Raw genomic sequence first — 14,770 nt, 5'->3', positions numbered from 1 at the left:
CGCGTTGGTAGCTCTTCACCTGCGGGTGTAGGAGATTGCCCCAAAGGAAACGCATCTGAATGCAGGAACATGTGAAGCTGGCGCCCGCCACCGAAGGGGTGTCGCGTATGCCTGACGCGACGCGCGGCTTCTTCTTCGCGCTTTTCGCTTACCTGATGTGGGGCTTCCTTCCCCTCTACATGAAGGCGATCTCGTACATCCCGCCAGTGGAGATCATCGCTCACCGCATTGTCTGGTCGGTACCGGTGGCTGGCATCGTGCTGCTGATGCTTGGCCGTACGGGCGATATCAAGATCGCATTCCGCCAGCCGCGCACGCTGGCGATGGCCGCGCTCACCGCGGCGATCATCACCATCAACTGGGGCGTTTATGTCTGGGCGATTGCGGCCGATCGCGCCGTCGAAACGGCGCTCGGCTACTACATCAATCCGCTCGTCAGCATGGTGTTCGGCGCGCTGTTCCTGAAGGAGCGCTTCACGCGCCTCCAGATGGTGGCGCTGATGCTGGCGACCTTGGCGGTCGTCGTCCTGACGCTCGACGCCGGTGGTCTGCCGTGGGTGTCGCTGGTGCTCGCCTTCTCGTTCGCGATCTATGGTTTCCTGCGCAAGACGCTGCCGGTGGGCCCCAGCCAGGGCTTCTTCCTCGAGGTGCTGATCCTGTGCCTGCCGTGCCTTGCCTACATCTTCTGGCTAGAGGAGACGGGGCAGGGGCACTTCTTCGACAGCAGCTTCAACTTCCTCATGCTGCTCGCCTCCGGCATCGTCACAGCGGTTCCGCTGATCCTGTTTGCCTTTGGTGCCAAGCTCCTGCGCATCTCGACCATCGGCATCATGCAATACCTCGCGCCGACGATGATCGCGCTGATCGGTGTCTTCCTGTTCGGCGAGCCGTTCGGTACCGGGCGCATGATCGCCTTCGCGCTGATCGTCAGCGCGCTCGTGCTCTATACATGGTCGATGCTGTTCGGCGCGAAGCCCGAGCCTAAAGACGGTCGATGACCTTTGGGTCGCCTTCGCTGGGAGTTCCGGAGGAGGCGGCTTCCGACAGGATCGCCGGAACGATCTTGTCGACGGAGTCCACCACCAGCGGCTGAACCAGATGCGACGTGTGCACGAAGCCCGCGTCGCGCATGTGGTCGAGCAGCGCCAGCATCGGATTCCAGAAGCCTTCGATGTTTGCGAACACGATCGGCTTGCGGTGCCTGCCGAGCTGCGCCCAGGTCATGATCTCGACGATTTCCTCGAGCGTACCGATACCACCGGGCAGCGCCACAAAAGCATCGGATTCGAAGAACATCTTGCGCTTGCGCTCGTGCATGTTCTCGGTGACCACCAGCTGCGATAGCTCCCCGAGGCCTTCTTCCGTCGCTTCCTTGTTCATCAGGAATTGCGGAATGATGCCGAGCACCTGGCCCCGGCCTTCGAGGGTCCCGCGCGCAACCGCGCCCATGATGCCCTTGGTGCCGCCGCCATAGACGAGACGCAGCTTTGACGCGGCGATCGCCCTGCCGAGGGCGTAGCCGGCTTCGACGTACGTTTCACTGCGTCCGGGCGAGGAGCCGCAGTACACGCAAATTGAACGAATCATATTCATGAAGGAGATTGGTGACTACGCTTGGGTGATGGTCAAGGCATCAAGGTGTTTTTGTTGTAGGTACCTGAAAAACAGGCTAGACGCAGGAAAACGCAGGCAAAGGAAAGCTCTATCATGATGCCAGTCTGGCTCAAGGCGCTCCTGTTCGTGGGGGGAGGCGTGGTTGCAGCGACAGGGGCCGCTTATGTGACAGGCGCTCTCGATCCGTGGCTGGGTCGGCAGCCGGCATCAGTGGCGGAAACTTCCGCAAATCAGCCGGCACCGCAACAGCCGGCGAAGACGGAACCGCAGCCCGAGGCGCAGCAGCCTGCAACCGAAACAGCCAAGGAACCTGCCGAGCCGCAGACGACGGAAAAAGAGGCTCGTCTTCCTGCTCCGAATTTCGATGTTCTCCGCGTAGAAGCCGACGGCTCCGTGGTGGTCGCCGGTACTGCTCCCGCCAAGGCAAAGGTCGAGGTGCTGCATGGCGACACGCAGCTTGCCGGTACCGAGGCGAACGAAGGCGGCGAGTTCGTGATCGTCTTCGATAACCCGCTGGCTCCGGGCGACTACGTCCTGTCGCTACGCGCGACGACGCCGGAAGGCGAGGTGATCGAATCTAGCGAGACGGCCGTCGTCTCGATCCCTGAGAAGAAGGACGGCCAGGTCCTCGCCATGGTGCAGGAACCGGGCGCAGCCGCGCAGCTGATGGCCGTTCCCGAAGCAAAGAAGGAATCCGAAGAGCCGGCCGCGCCTGCGCAGGCCGAGGAGAGCGCATCCTCCACGGATGAGCCAGCCGTAGCCGCTTCCGAAGAAGCCTCGCCGGCCTCCGAGGCGCCTGCCGCCGAGCAGCGTACTGTCGCCGCGGCGGAAGATGAGGCTGAGAGCGACGCTTCAGCCGCCGAACCCGATACCGATCAGAGCTCTACCGAACAGGAAGTCGCCGCCGCGTCGCCTGAGCCGCAATCGGCACCCGAGCCGCAGCCAGCGCAGACGGGGCAGGTTGTGGTCGAGGCCGTCGAGATCGAGGGCGACACCATCTTCGTGGCGGGTCATGCCGATCCCGGCTTCACCGTGCGCGTCTATGCCGGCGACATCCTGCTGGGCGACAGCGTTTCCTCGAAGGCCGGCCGTTTCCTGGTCGAAGCCAAGCGCGACCTTCCGGTTGGCAGCTACGTGATCCGCGCTGATCTGCTTGCGCGCGACGGCAGTGTGATTGCCCGCGCAGCGGTGCCGTTCGAGCGCGAGGCTGGAGAGACGCTTTCGGCTGTTGCCATGCAGCAGCCGTCTGACAGCACGGCGCCGTCCGCAGCAGGGCAGGCGGCTGGTTCGACGGATGCTGCAGATCCTAGTGCATCCGGCTCTGACACGCAGGCCGCGGCATCGGACACCCAGTCGGGCGACCTGACCGCTCCGGCTCTGCAGCGTGTAGACGGATCGGTCATCATCCGTCGCGGCGACTCGCTTTGGCGCATCTCGCGCCGCGTCTATGGTCGCGGCGTCCGCTACTCGACCATCTACCTCGCCAACCAGGATCAGATACGCAATCCGAACCTGATCTGGCCCGGACAGGTCTTCACGGTGCCGCAGGTGACCGAGGAAGGCGAGCAGGCCGACCTCGACGCGATCGCCGATCAGGTCGTGAAGCCGCAGTAAGAACAGTGCGAAAGTCGGCGGCGGAGGAAGAAATTTCTCCGCCGCCTTGTTTTTCGCACATTCATCGTCTATCGGCGATAGACGATGAATTGTTCCGCTGCATCTGATATCAGGCCTGCCTGCGATAGTGTTGCGATCGCGGCGAAGCTCGCGGCGCTCTCGCATCCTGCCCGCATCGACATCCTGCAGCACCTTGCCGGCGTTGATGCTTGCTGTTGCAAGGACGTCGTGGAGCGGCTGGACCTTGCGCAATCGACCGTCTCGCAACATCTCAAGGTTCTGGTCGATGCCGGTTTGGTGCGCGTGACGCCCGAGCGGCAGCGCTCCCGTTATGAGGCGGACCGGGCCGCCCTTGCAGAACTTTCCGCCGCGATCAGCGGTTTGCTTTCCTCCTGCTGTGCCGACAAGCCGGCCGCGCGGGACTGACCGATTACAGGACGAATATTTTGGCTTCCAAGACTGTTTCAGCTGATTCCGGCTCGACATTCAGCACGCTGGCAAACCTGTGGCCCTACATGTGGCCGGCGGGACGTCCGGACCTCAAAGTCCGCGTGCTGTGGGCGACGTTTTTCCTCGTCATCTCCAAGCTGATCCTCGTTCTGGTCCCCTACTTCTTCAAGTGGTCGACCGACGCCCTGACGGGCGAGTTCCAGCCCTACCCATGGATCCCGTCGCTGCTCGTTGCGCCGATCATGCTGGTGCTGGCGTACAACTTCGTCCGCATCGTCCAGCTCGGCTTCAACCAGCTGCGTGACGCGCTGTTTGCCCGCGTCGGCCAGAACGCGGTGCGCCAGCTTGGCTACCGGACCTTCGTGCACATGCACAACCTGTCGCTGCGCTTCCACCTCGAGCGCCGCACGGGCGGCCTGTCGCGCATCATCGAGCGTGGCGTGAAGGGCATCGAGACGATCGTCCGCTTCACCATCCTCAATACGGCGCCAACCGTGCTCGAGTTCGCGCTGACGGCGATCATCTTCTGGGTGGTCTACGGCTGGATCTATGTCGCCATTATCGCCGTGACGGTCTGGGTGTACACCTGGTTCACAGTCAAGGCGAGCGACTGGCGCATCTCCATCCGCCGCGAAATGAACGAGAGCGACACAGACGCCAACACCAAGGCTGTCGATTCGCTGCTCAACTACGAGACGGTAAAGTACTTCTCGAACGAGAAGATGGAGGCGGAGCGCTTCGACCGCTCGATGGCGCGCTACGAGGACGCCGCGACCCGCACCTGGACCTCGCTCGGCTGGCTGAACTTCGGCCAGGGCGTGATCTTCGGCGTCGGGATGGCAGCCGTGATGGCGCTGTCGGCCTGGGAAGTCATGCGCGGCACGCACACGATCGGCGACTTCGTCTTCGTCAACGCGATGCTGATGCAGCTGTCCATCCCGCTCAACTTCATTGGCTTCATCTACCGCGAAATCCGCCAGGCGCTGACCGACATCGAACAGATGTTCGACCTGCTCGACGTGAAGCCGGAGGTGAAGGACAAGGAAGACGCAAGGCCCCTGGAAGTCAGGGACGGCACCGTCACCTTCGAGAACGTTCACTTCGCCTACGATCCGGAGCGCCCGATCCTCAAGGGCATTTCCTTCGAGGTTCCCGCCGGCAAGACGGTTGCGATCGTTGGCCCGTCGGGTGCCGGCAAGTCGACCATCTCGCGACTGCTGTTCCGCTTCTACGACATCCAGTCCGGCTCGATCCGCATCGATGGCCAGGACATCCGCGACGTGACGCAGGAGAGCCTGCGCGCGGCGATCGGCATGGTTCCTCAGGACACGGTGCTGTTCAACGACACCATCCTCTACAACATCCGTTATGGCCGCATGTCGGCCACGGAAGAGGAGGTGGCACGCGCAGCCGAGCTCGCGCAGATCAGGGACTTCATCCTGCAGCTCCCGGATGGCTTCAAGACGATGGTCGGCGAGCGCGGCCTGAAGCTTTCCGGCGGCGAGAAGCAGCGCGTGGCGATTGCCCGCACCATTCTCAAGGCGCCGCCGATCCTGATGCTCGACGAGGCGACCTCCGCGCTCGACACCCAGACCGAGCAGGAGATCCAGGCAGCGCTCGACCTCGTCAGCCAGGGCAGGACGACACTCGTTATCGCCCACCGCCTGTCGACGGTAATCAGCGCCGACGAGATCATCGTGCTGAAGGACGGCCAGATCGCCGAGCGCGGCCGCCACGCCGAGCTCCTTGCAAGGCGCGGCCTCTATGCCCAAATGTGGGATCGTCAGCGCGAGGCGACCGAGGCCGAGGAGGCATTGCGGCGCGCACGCGAGGAAGACGAGATGGGAATCCTCGTCCGTCGCCGCACCCCCGAGGTCGAACCGGAACAGGGCTGAGCGCCCGCGCCCTGATGGCACCGCGCTCGCGCGCGGCCCCGGATGCCGGCTTCCGGCGTCCACGGGTCACGTTGCCCTTGGTGCGTCAATCCGTTAAAGGTCCACCTCCAGTCTCGAGAGGGAGAAGTCAGGCCGCATGAGCATCGCCGACACGATCAGGAACACACTGGTGCCGGTGCGCCGCGAAGGATGGCCTTTTATTGCCGCCTTTGCTGCCGTTGCCATCATCCTCGGCTTCTTCTCGACCAGCCTGTTCTGGATCGGGGCGATCCTGACCGCGTGGTGCGCCTACTTCTTCCGCGATCCCGAGCGTGTGACTCCGATCGATGACCGGCTCGTCATCAGCTCGGCCGACGGCATCGTGTCTGCCGTTGGTCCCGCAGTGCCGCCACGCGAGCTCGGCCTCAGCAACAGCGAGATGCTTCGCATCTCCGTGTTCATGAATGTCTTCTCCTGCCACGTGAACCGCTCGCCGGTGCGTGGTCGCATCGCGACGATTGACCATCGCCCCGGAAAGTTCCTCAACGCCGAGCTGGACAAGGCGAGCGTCGAGAACGAGCGCAATGGTCTCGTCATCGACAGCCCCAACGGCCGCATCGGCGTCGTGCAGGTGGCGGGCCTCGTTGCGCGCCGCATCCTGTGCTGGGCGGAGCAGGGCAATGACATTTCAACGGGCGAGCGCTTCGGCCTGATCCGCTTCGGCTCGCGTGTCGACATCTACCTTCCTGAGGGCTTCGCCCCGATGGTTGCGGTCGGCCAGTCCGCAGTCGCCGGTGAGACGATCATCGCCGAATTTGGCGCGCCGCGGACGCCGCTGGTCAGGGTGTCGTGACCCATGGACGTCGATCCTCAAGCTGAAGGACCCGGCAGCCGCGGCCGCAGCCTGCGCGGCATTCCGTTGCGCGTGCTCGTCCCGAACCTGATGACGGTGCTGGCGATCTGCGCCGGCCTCACCGGCGTTCGCCTGGCATTTGAAGGCCGTTTCGAGCTTGCCGTCACGATGGTGCTGGTCGCGGCCCTTCTCGACGCCGTCGATGGCCGCATCGCCCGCATGCTGAAGGGCACCTCGAACTTCGGCGCGCAGATGGATTCGCTCGCGGACATCGTCAATTTTGGCGCAGCACCGGCGCTGCTCCTCTACGCCTACATGCTCGACGGGGCAGGGGCGTTCGGCTGGATCGCGGCGCTGCTGTTTGCCATTGCCTGCTGCCTGCGCCTGGCGCGCTTCAACGTGATGCTGGAAGACCCGAACCGGCCGGCCTGGAAGGCGGACTATTTCGTCGGCGTTCCGGCACCGGCGGGCGCTCTGCTCGTCCTGCTGCCGCTCTATCTCGGCTTCCTCGGCATGCCCCGCAACGAGGTCACGGCCTTCTGCGCCAGCGCCTATTCGGTGGTCGTCGCCCTGCTGATGGTCAGCCAGCTTCCGGTCTATTCCGGCAAGACCGGCATCCGCGTTCGCCGCGACCTGGTCATGCCGCTGATGCTCGGCATCGTCCTCTACGTCGCGCTGTTCTTCAGCTTCAGTTGGGAGACGATGGCCGCGTCGGCAATTGCCTATCTGATCTTCCTCCCGTTCAGTGCTGTCGCCTACAAGCGCCGCGAGAAGGTCGAGGCCGCCAGGCTGGAAGCCGCCTTGCAGGAAGAGCCGAAGGGCGAAGAAGACTTCTGACCGCGGCTCAGGCGGCGGCAGCCGCCTCGCGCCGGCGCAGCTCTTCGCAGCGTGCGTAAAGCGCCGCGGAGGAGGTGTTTATCTCCGGATCGCGCGCGACAAGTTCCTCGAGGGTGATCGGCTTCAGGGTTCTCACTGTCAGCTGTGGAAACAGCTGGCGCTTGCCGGTGCTGCTTTCGACAAACGACGACGTCAGCCTGTCGGCCCCCTCGACATGGATCGGCTGCACCCGCGCCTCGGCGCGCAGCGCGATGCGCGCAACCGCACGGTAGAGGCGGAAGGCGCGAGAGTTTGGGTCCATGTCGGCCGCGAGGTAGACGCAGAGACGCCCCTTGCTACGCAGCACGCGCACCAGCCGCCGGCTGACGAAGACATGCTCCGGATTAAAGGCGATGGTGCGGGCGAGCTCCCGCCAGGGCTCCAGCCAGATCGAGCGTGCTGCCCGGTCGTCGAGAATATGGAGCGTGTCCTCCGGCAGGAGGCTCAGCATCAATGCCGGATCGAGCCGCGACTGGTGCGAGACGATATAGAGGATTGGACCTTCATCATCGGCCGTATCCTCCAGCGCCGTCGCATCGACGCGCCACAGCGCCGCCAGCGGCACGTAGAGCGCCGCCTGATGGAAGCTGATCTTATGCCGGCGGGAAAACCAGAAGGCCGCGGCAAGCCATGCCGCAGCTACGGCGGCGATGATGAGTCCGATCAGGATCAAGTTCGCCTCCGGTTCAGTCGAACGTCGCCAGGCTGAGCAGGAGGGAAGGGTAGCGCAAGGACCTGACGCGTCAATCGCCGCTCACGCGAAAATTGTGTTTAGGGCCTCCAGCCCTGCTCCCACGGTGGCGGGTTGCCGCCATAGGTGAGGTCGAGGTACTTCCGCGCCTGCGACTGGCCGGTGGTCGTGATCGAGAAATTGCCGAACTGGCAGGTCGTCGCCCTGGTCTCACCGGCGAGGTTGCCCGAATAGGACGGAACCATCTCTTCCTTGCAGTTGCTGCCGGAAGTTACACCCGGCACGACGTCGAGATTAACGCCCGGCAGGGCATCCGACGTCGACGGACTGCCGTCGAAGCTCTGCGAGCTGAAGACGTCCGCCTGGGCGGGAACGACCGCGGCGACCGCAAGACCAAGCGCAAAGAGCAGAGAAGTCTTCATGTGGGGTTTCCAGCTGTCTCGAAGATGCAAGCAACGTTCAGATGCTTAGCATGGGCGGGAAACCCGGTCGATAGTGTGACGCAGGGTTACTGCGGCATGGAGTATCGCAGGAATTTCTCCGCGCGCACGTCGTAGATCGCGCCGGTTTCGGTCAGCGTCGGGCTGGCGAGCGGGATGATCTTGGGGGCGACCTCTGACGGATGCGGGACCGTCTTGGGATCCTCGCCCGGCATCGCCAGCGCGCGCATCGCGGTGCGCGTGCGGCCCGGGTTCACGCAGTTGACCCTCAGCGCAAGATTCTTGGTCTCGTCGGCCCAGGAGCGCGCCATGGCTTCGACTGCCGCCTTGGAGGCCGCGTAGGGCCCCCAGTAGGCCTTCGCGCTATGGGCGGCGCCCGAGGACATGATGATGGCGCGGCCAGCGTCGGAGAGGCGCAGCAGCGGGTCGACCGATCGGATCAGCCGCCAGGTCGCGGTGACGTTGATGTTCATCACCTTCTCGAAGGTCTTCGCCTCAACGTGGCCAAGCGGCGCAATGACGCCGAGGATCGCGGCGTTGGCAACGAGGATGTCGAGCTTGCCCCAGCGTTCGTGAATTGCGCCGCCAAGGCGGTCGATGCCGGCCATGTCGGTGAGGTCGAGCGGCACCAGGGTTGCCTGGCCGCCCGATGCCTTGATCTCGTCGTCGAGCTCTTCCAGCCCGCCCACGGTGCGCGCAACGGCGATCACATGCGCGCCGGCAGCGGCGAGTTCCTTCGCGATAAAATATCCGATGCCGCGGGAGGCGCCGGTAACAAGAGCGATGCGGCCGGACAGATCAGGGGCTTCGGACATGATAATTCCCATGGTTGATTGTGGCGCTTCGGCCAGTTCACGAGCCGACTTAGCCTAATCGGGGCGGGAGGGGAACCCGCTTGACCTTCCTGACGGTGCGTCCCATATCTGCCCGGCCGGGACGACCCGGTCTTCGGACAACAGATGGGGACGGCCCCATCTCCTCAAAGGAGACGGGCAATGGCCTGGATTTATCTGTTTTTCGCCGGATTGTTCGAAGTGGCCTGGGCGGTCGGCCTCAAATACACCCACGGATTCTCGAAGCTCGTACCGAGCTTGTTCACCGTCGGCGCAATGGGCGTGAGCCTGTTTTTGTTGGGCCTTGCCCTGCGCACGCTGCCGCTCGGCACGGCTTATGCCATCTGGACCGGCATCGGCACCATCGGCACCGCGATCCTCGGCATCCTGCTGTTTTCTGAGCCGGCCGAAATCATGCGCATTCTCTGCATCGTCATGATTGCGGCCGGCATCATCGGCCTTAAGCTGGTATCGCCCTGATCAGGAGTTGCTGGCCAGCAGCGACAGGGTGCGGACGTTTTCCGAACCTTCCATGTCGGCAAGGCGAGTCGGGTACTCGCCTGTGAAGCAGGCGTCGCAGTACTGGGGCAGCGCGTTGTCGCGGGCTGCCTCGCCGACCGCGCGGTAGAGACCGTCGATCGTCAGGAAGCCGAGCGAATCGACACGGATGAAGTCGGCCATTTCCTCGACGGTCATCCGCGAGGCGAGCAGCTTCGACTTCTCCGGCGTGTCGACGCCGTAGAAGCACGAGGCGCGGGTCGGAGGCGACGCGATGCGCATGTGCACCTCGCGGGCGCCGGCGTCGCGCACCATCTGCACGATCTTCTGGCTGGTGGTGCCACGAACGATCGAGTCGTCAACGAGGACGACGCGCTTGCCTTCGATCATCTTGCGGTTGGCGTTGTGCTTCAGCTTCACGCCCATGTGACGGATGGAGTCGCCAGGCTGGATGAAGGTGCGGCCCACGTAGTGGTTGCGGATGATGCCGAGTTCGAACGGAATCCCCGAGGCCTGGCTGAAGCCGATGGCAGCGGGCGTGCCCGAATCCGGAACCGGAACGACGATGTCTGCGTCGACCGGGTTCTCGCGGGCGAGTTCAACGCCGATCTGCTTGCGCACCGTGTAGACGTTGCGGCCCTCGATCGTGGAGTCGGGGCGGGCGAAGTAGACGTATTCGAAGATGCAGAACCGCGCCTTCTGCTTCTCGAACGGATAGAAGCTCTCGATTCCCTTGCTGGTGATGACCACCATCTCGCCCGGCTCGATGTCGCGGACGAAGCGGGCGCCGATGATGTCGAGCGCGCAGGTTTCCGACGCGAGGATCCAGGCGCCGTCGAGGTCACCGAGCACTAGAGGGCGGATGCCGAGCGGATCGCGGCAGCCGATCATCTTCTTCGCGGTCAGCGCGACCAGCGAGAAGGCGCCTTCGATCTGACGGACAGCATCAATGAAACGCGAGTTGATGTCCGCCTCACGGCTCATGGCGATGAGGTGGAGGATCGTCTCGGTGTCGGAGGTCGAGGTGAAGATCGCGCCCTGCTTCTGCAGTGCGCGCTGCACCGTCATCGCGTTGGTGAGGTTGCCGTTGTGGGCAACGGCGATGCCGCCTTCGGCGAGTTCGGCGAACAGCGGCTGGATGTTGCGGATGCTGGCGCCGCCGGTGGTCGCGTAGCGGGTATGGCCGATAGCGCGGTTGCCTTTGAGGCGGTCGAGGACCGACTGCTTGGTGAAGTTGTCACCGATCAGGCCAATGTGCCGCTCGACGAAGAACTTGTGGCCGTCAAAGGAGACGATGCCCGCCGCCTCCTGTCCGCGGTGCTGCAGCGCGTGCAGTCCCAGCGTTACGATGGCTGCCGCGTCGGGCCTGCCGAAGATGCCGAAAACGCCGCATTCGTCATGAAAGCGGTCGTCGGCACCTGAGGAAAACGGAGTATCGTCTGCGTCAGCCATTGGTCTGCGCCCTTCATACCGCTCTATGTGCGTTGTGTTCTTGTCCCTTTGGGGACTGGTCCTAGTTCTCGGCTGGCGCTTCGCCTGCGCCATCTCCCTTGATACGATCAAGGATGGAGTTTTCCGGGTCGTCCGGCAGGATGCTTTCCAGCCAGTCTCCCACACCTTCCAGCAGCGGCAGCGACTTCGCCTCGGAAATCCATGTCGGGGCGTTCGGTCCGACGAGCCACGAGAAGAAAAGCAGGCCCACTGCAACCACCAGCACGCCACGGGCAGCGCCGTAAAGGAAGCCAAGCGTGCGATCGAGCGCGCCGATGCGCGAATCGATGATGAAGTCGGCGATTTTCATGGTGATAATGGTCACCACGATCAGCGCGACGAAGAACACGATGGCTGCCGCGACGGCGAGCTGTACCTGTGCGTGGTCTATGTAGGGCTGAACGTAAGGCAGAACAATGGGGTGGAAGAAATATGCCGCAGCGGCCGCAGCCACCCATGACGCGATCGACAGAACCTCGCGGGAAAATCCGCGGACCATCGCCAGCATGGCGGAAACCAGCGTGAAGCCGACGAGGATACCGTCCAGCAGGGTGATTGGCATTCGAGCTGTCACTCCATCATGGCGCATGCGCCGCCAGTTTCATCAACCATCTGCGTCCCGCGCACGCGCTCCGGCGATCCGCGCGACGAGTTCCGAAAGCGTAGACGGCTGAAAGTTTCCCCGCGCGCCGCCACCTGGCTCGTCACCATTCGAGGGCGGCATCACCGCCCTTGCGAAACCCAGCTTTTCCGCCTCTTTCAGGCGCTGCTGGGCGTGTGCGACTGGCCGTATCGCCCCCGAAAGGCTGATTTCGCCGAAATAAACGCAATCGGCTGGAAGGGCAAGACCGGTGAGCGACGAAACCAGAGCTGCCGCAACGGCAAGATCCGCTGCCGGCTCGGTGATCCGGTAGCCGCCTGCGACATTGAGGTAGACGTCGTGCTGCGAGAAGCGGACGCCACAATGGGCTTCCAGCACCGCCAGCACCATCGACAGGCGCGAGGAATCCCAGCCAACCACGGCTCGGCGCGGCGTGCCGAGCGGCGAGGGGGCAACCAGCGCCTGGATTTCCACCAGCACCGGCCGCGTGCCTTCCATGCCGGCGAAGACTGCTGCGCCGGGCGCGGCTGCACTGCGCTCGCCAAGGAAGAGTTCAGACGGGTTGGCGACTTCACGCAGGCCTCGGTCGGACATCTCGAAGACGCCGATTTCGTCGGTTGGGCCGAAGCGGTTCTTCACCGTCCGCAGGATGCGATAGTGGTGGCCGCCTTCGCCCTCGAAATAGAGCACGCCGTCGACCATGTGCTCGACCACGCGCGGGCCGGCGATCTGGCCTTCCTTGGTGACGTGGCCGACGAGAACGACCGCGGCACCGGTCGATTTTGCATAGCGGATCATCGCCTGCGATGCCGCGCGCACCTGCGTCACTGTGCCAGGGGCGGAATCGGCCATGTCGGTCCACAGGGTCTGGATCGAGTCGAGGATCAGGAGGTCCGGGCGCTTGCCTTCGGCAACCGTCGCCAGAATGTCCTCGACATTCGTCTCCGCCGCGAGTTCGACCGGCGTTTTGTCGGCGCCGAGCCGCTGCGCGCGCAGACGGATCTGCGCTACCGCCTCCTCACCGGAGACGTAGACGACGCGATGACCGCGCAATGCGAGCGCAGCCGCGGCCTGCGTCAGCAGGGTCGACTTGCCAATACCTGGATCGCCGCCGATCAGCAGCGCCGAACCGCGCACGAAGCCGCCTCCCGTCGCGCGGTCCAGCTCGCTGATACCGGAGACGATGCGTGGCGCTTCCTCGATCTCGCCCGAGAGGGTTGTGAGTGCTACCGGCCGGCCCTTGCGCGCACTACGCAGGCTTGAAGGCCCGGCGCCGATGCCACTGGACGTGCCTTCCTCGATCAGCGTGTTCCATTCGCCGCACGCGTCGCACTTTCCAGCCCAGCGGGCGTGAACCGTGCCGCAGTTCTGGCAGATGAATTGCGTGCGCGACTTAGCCATGGGCGCGCGTCGACTGGAACGACCAGCTTCTCAAGGCACTACTCAAAGCGCTCGGGCAGACGGTCTTCGTCCGCCAGATCCGAGAAGCGGGTGTACTGGCCCTCGAAGGCGAGTTCGACGGTGCCCGTAGGACCGTGACGCTGCTTGGCGATGATGACTTCCGCCTTGCCCTTGGCGCGCTCGTACTTGAGGCGCCATTCCTCGTATTCGGGGGTGCCTTCCTCGGGCTGCTTGTTCTGCAGGTAGTACTCGTCGCGATACACGAACAGCACGACGTCCGCGTCCTGCTCGATCGAGCCCGATTCACGAAGGTCGGAGAGCTGCGGGCGCTTATCGTCACGCGATTCCACCTGACGCGACAGCTGGGAGAGCGCGATGATCGGAACCGACAGCTCCTTCGCCAGCGCCTTGAGGCCGGTGGTGATTTCAGTGATTTCCTGCACGCGGTTCTGCGAGGCTCGCGCGGACGAGCCCTGCATGAGCTGAATATAGTCGATCACCAGGACGTCGAGGCCGCGCTGGCGCTTGAGGCGGCGCGAACGTGCCGCAAGCTGCGCGATGGAGATGCCACCGGTCGAGTCGATGTAGAGCGGGATCTTCTGCAGCGTCTGGGTGCAACTGACCAGCTTCTCGAAGTCGGCCTCGGTGAGATCACCGCGGCGAATCTTCGACGAAGGCACTTCCGCCTGCTCGGAAATGATACGCGTTGCCAGCTGCTCTGCCGACATTTCCAGCGAGAAGAAGCCGATCACGCCGCCGTTCTTGGCCTTGAACGAGCCGTCTGCCTGCTGCTCCGGCTCATAGGCCGCAGCAATGTTGAAGGCGATGTTGGTCGCAAGCGACGTCTTACCCATACCCGGACGGCCGGCGAGGACAATAAGGTCCGAAGGCTGCAGGCCGCCCATGCGGGCGTCGAGGTCATGCAGGCCGGTCGAGATGCCCGACAGATGGCCGTCGCGCATGTAGGCCGCGCTTGCCATATCAATCGCGGTCTTGAGCGCGTCGGAGAAGCTTTCAAAGCCGCCGTCATAGCGTCCGCTTTCGGCGAGCTCGAACAGGCGGCGTTCCGCGTCCTGGATCTGGTCGGACGGGGACATGTCGACAGGCGCATCATAGGCGATGTTGACCATGTCCTCGCCAACCTGGATCAGCGCGCGGCGCGTTGCGAGGTCGTAGATCGCACGACCATAATCGCTCGCATTGATGACGGTGACGGCCTCTGCCGCGAGGCGTGCAAGGTACTGCGCGACTGTCATGTCGCCGACCTTCTCGTCGGCGGGCAGGAACGTCTTGATCGTCACCGGATTGGCCATCTTGCCCATCCGGATCAGGTCCGAGACGACTTCGTAGATCTTGCGGTGAAGCGGCTCGTAGAAGTGAGTCGGCTTCAGGAAGTCCGAGACGCGATAGAACGCGTCGTTGTTGACAAGGATAGCACCGAGGAGAGCCTGCTCGGCTTCGATGTTATTGGGCGCCTCACGATAGAGAGGCGTCTCCGCTGAGCTGAATTTGCGTGCTGCTTCCGCCATGCCGG

Annotated in this window: 14 protein-coding genes and 1 pseudogene; 7 read left to right on the top strand and 8 right to left on the bottom strand. The window is 63.9% G+C overall.

Annotated elements, in window-relative coordinates; genetic code table 11:
* Nucleotides 1-59 precede the first annotated feature (59 nt).
* Entirely contained in the window at nucleotides 60-998 is a 939-nt protein-coding gene (gene rarD, locus L630_RS0112345) for an EamA family transporter RarD (RefSeq protein WP_024848565.1), read from the top strand.
* On the opposite strand, the gene L630_RS0112340 is transcribed toward rarD, so the two are convergent.
* The gene (locus L630_RS0112340; protein ID WP_024848564.1) at nucleotides 982-1,593 is read right to left on the bottom strand and encodes a TIGR00730 family Rossman fold protein; all 612 of its coding nucleotides are present in this window, start codon (nucleotides 1,591-1,593) and stop codon (nucleotides 982-984) included. The genes rarD and L630_RS0112340 overlap by 17 nt on opposite strands.
* 114 nt (nucleotides 1,594-1,707) lie before the next feature.
* Here L630_RS0112340 and L630_RS0112335 point away from each other — a divergent pair, with 114 nt between their 5' ends.
* From L630_RS0112335 to L630_RS0112315, 5 genes and pseudogenes are all read left to right on the top strand, one after another.
* On the top strand, nucleotides 1,708-3,228 hold the full coding sequence (locus tag L630_RS0112335; protein ID WP_024848563.1) for a LysM peptidoglycan-binding domain-containing protein: 1,521 nt from the start codon (nucleotides 1,708-1,710) through the stop codon (nucleotides 3,226-3,228).
* A gap of 84 nt (nucleotides 3,229-3,312) precedes the next feature.
* On the top strand, nucleotides 3,313-3,654 hold the full coding sequence (locus L630_RS0112330) for a metalloregulator ArsR/SmtB family transcription factor (protein WP_024848562.1): 342 nt from the start codon (nucleotides 3,313-3,315) through the stop codon (nucleotides 3,652-3,654).
* Between the two features lie 20 nt (nucleotides 3,655-3,674).
* Entirely contained in the window at nucleotides 3,675-5,573 is a 1,899-nt protein-coding gene (locus L630_RS0112325; RefSeq protein WP_024848561.1) for an ABC transporter ATP-binding protein/permease, read from the top strand.
* Between the two features lie 133 nt (nucleotides 5,574-5,706).
* Nucleotides 5,707-6,405 (top strand): annotated as a pseudogene (locus L630_RS0112320) (phosphatidylserine decarboxylase); the annotation flags it as partial.
* Between the two features lie 3 nt (nucleotides 6,406-6,408).
* Nucleotides 6,409-7,242: a phosphatidylcholine/phosphatidylserine synthase gene (locus L630_RS0112315; RefSeq protein WP_024848559.1), complete on the top strand. Its 834-nt coding sequence runs from the start codon at nucleotides 6,409-6,411 to the stop codon at nucleotides 7,240-7,242.
* 7 nt (nucleotides 7,243-7,249) lie between these two features.
* Here the strand turns inward: L630_RS0112315 and L630_RS0112310 are convergent, their stop codons facing one another.
* The 3 genes from L630_RS0112310 to L630_RS0112300 all read right to left on the bottom strand — a co-directional run bounded on the left by L630_RS0112310 (nucleotide 7,250) and on the right by L630_RS0112300 (nucleotide 9,227).
* Nucleotides 7,250-7,954, bottom strand: coding sequence for a 1-acyl-sn-glycerol-3-phosphate acyltransferase (locus L630_RS0112310; RefSeq protein WP_024848558.1), 705 nt, complete (start codon nucleotides 7,952-7,954; stop codon nucleotides 7,250-7,252).
* 98 nt (nucleotides 7,955-8,052) lie between these two features.
* Complete coding sequence (locus tag L630_RS0112305; protein WP_024848557.1) at nucleotides 8,053-8,394, bottom strand: hypothetical protein; 342 nt, start codon at nucleotides 8,392-8,394, stop codon at nucleotides 8,053-8,055.
* An 86-nt stretch (nucleotides 8,395-8,480) separates the two neighbouring features.
* Nucleotides 8,481-9,227, bottom strand: a complete 747-nt coding sequence (locus L630_RS0112300; RefSeq protein WP_024848556.1) for an SDR family NAD(P)-dependent oxidoreductase — start codon at nucleotides 9,225-9,227, stop codon at nucleotides 8,481-8,483.
* A 180-nt stretch (nucleotides 9,228-9,407) separates the two neighbouring features.
* Between L630_RS0112300 and sugE the strand changes: the two genes are divergently transcribed.
* Nucleotides 9,408-9,725 (top strand): quaternary ammonium compound efflux SMR transporter SugE, encoded by a 318-nt coding sequence (gene sugE, locus L630_RS0112295; protein ID WP_024848555.1) that lies wholly within the window; start codon nucleotides 9,408-9,410, stop codon nucleotides 9,723-9,725.
* Here the strand turns inward: sugE and purF are convergent, their stop codons facing one another.
* From purF to L630_RS0112275, 4 genes are all read right to left on the bottom strand, one after another.
* A complete protein-coding gene (gene purF, locus L630_RS0112290) occupies nucleotides 9,726-11,195 on the bottom strand; it encodes an amidophosphoribosyltransferase (RefSeq protein ID WP_024848554.1) in 1,470 nt (489 codons plus the stop codon).
* Between the two features lie 61 nt (nucleotides 11,196-11,256).
* Nucleotides 11,257-11,796 (bottom strand): CvpA family protein, encoded by a 540-nt coding sequence (locus L630_RS0112285; RefSeq protein ID WP_024848553.1) that lies wholly within the window; start codon nucleotides 11,794-11,796, stop codon nucleotides 11,257-11,259.
* Between the two features lie 42 nt (nucleotides 11,797-11,838).
* Nucleotides 11,839-13,236 carry a DNA repair protein RadA gene (gene radA, locus L630_RS0112280; protein ID WP_024848552.1) on the bottom strand — a complete coding sequence of 466 codons (1,398 nt, stop codon included), beginning with the start codon at nucleotides 13,234-13,236 and terminating at the stop codon, nucleotides 11,839-11,841.
* Between the two features lie 38 nt (nucleotides 13,237-13,274).
* Nucleotides 13,275-14,765 carry a replicative DNA helicase gene (locus L630_RS0112275; protein WP_024848551.1) on the bottom strand — a complete coding sequence of 497 codons (1,491 nt, stop codon included), beginning with the start codon at nucleotides 14,763-14,765 and terminating at the stop codon, nucleotides 13,275-13,277.
* Nucleotides 14,766-14,770 lie beyond the last annotated feature (5 nt).

The sequence above is a fragment of the Aminobacter sp. J41 genome (assembly GCF_000526635.1).
GTDB lineage: Bacteria > Pseudomonadota > Alphaproteobacteria > Rhizobiales > Rhizobiaceae > Aerobium.
The sequence above is the reverse complement of the archived record's forward strand: the minus strand, read 5'-3'. Positions and strand labels throughout refer to the sequence as shown.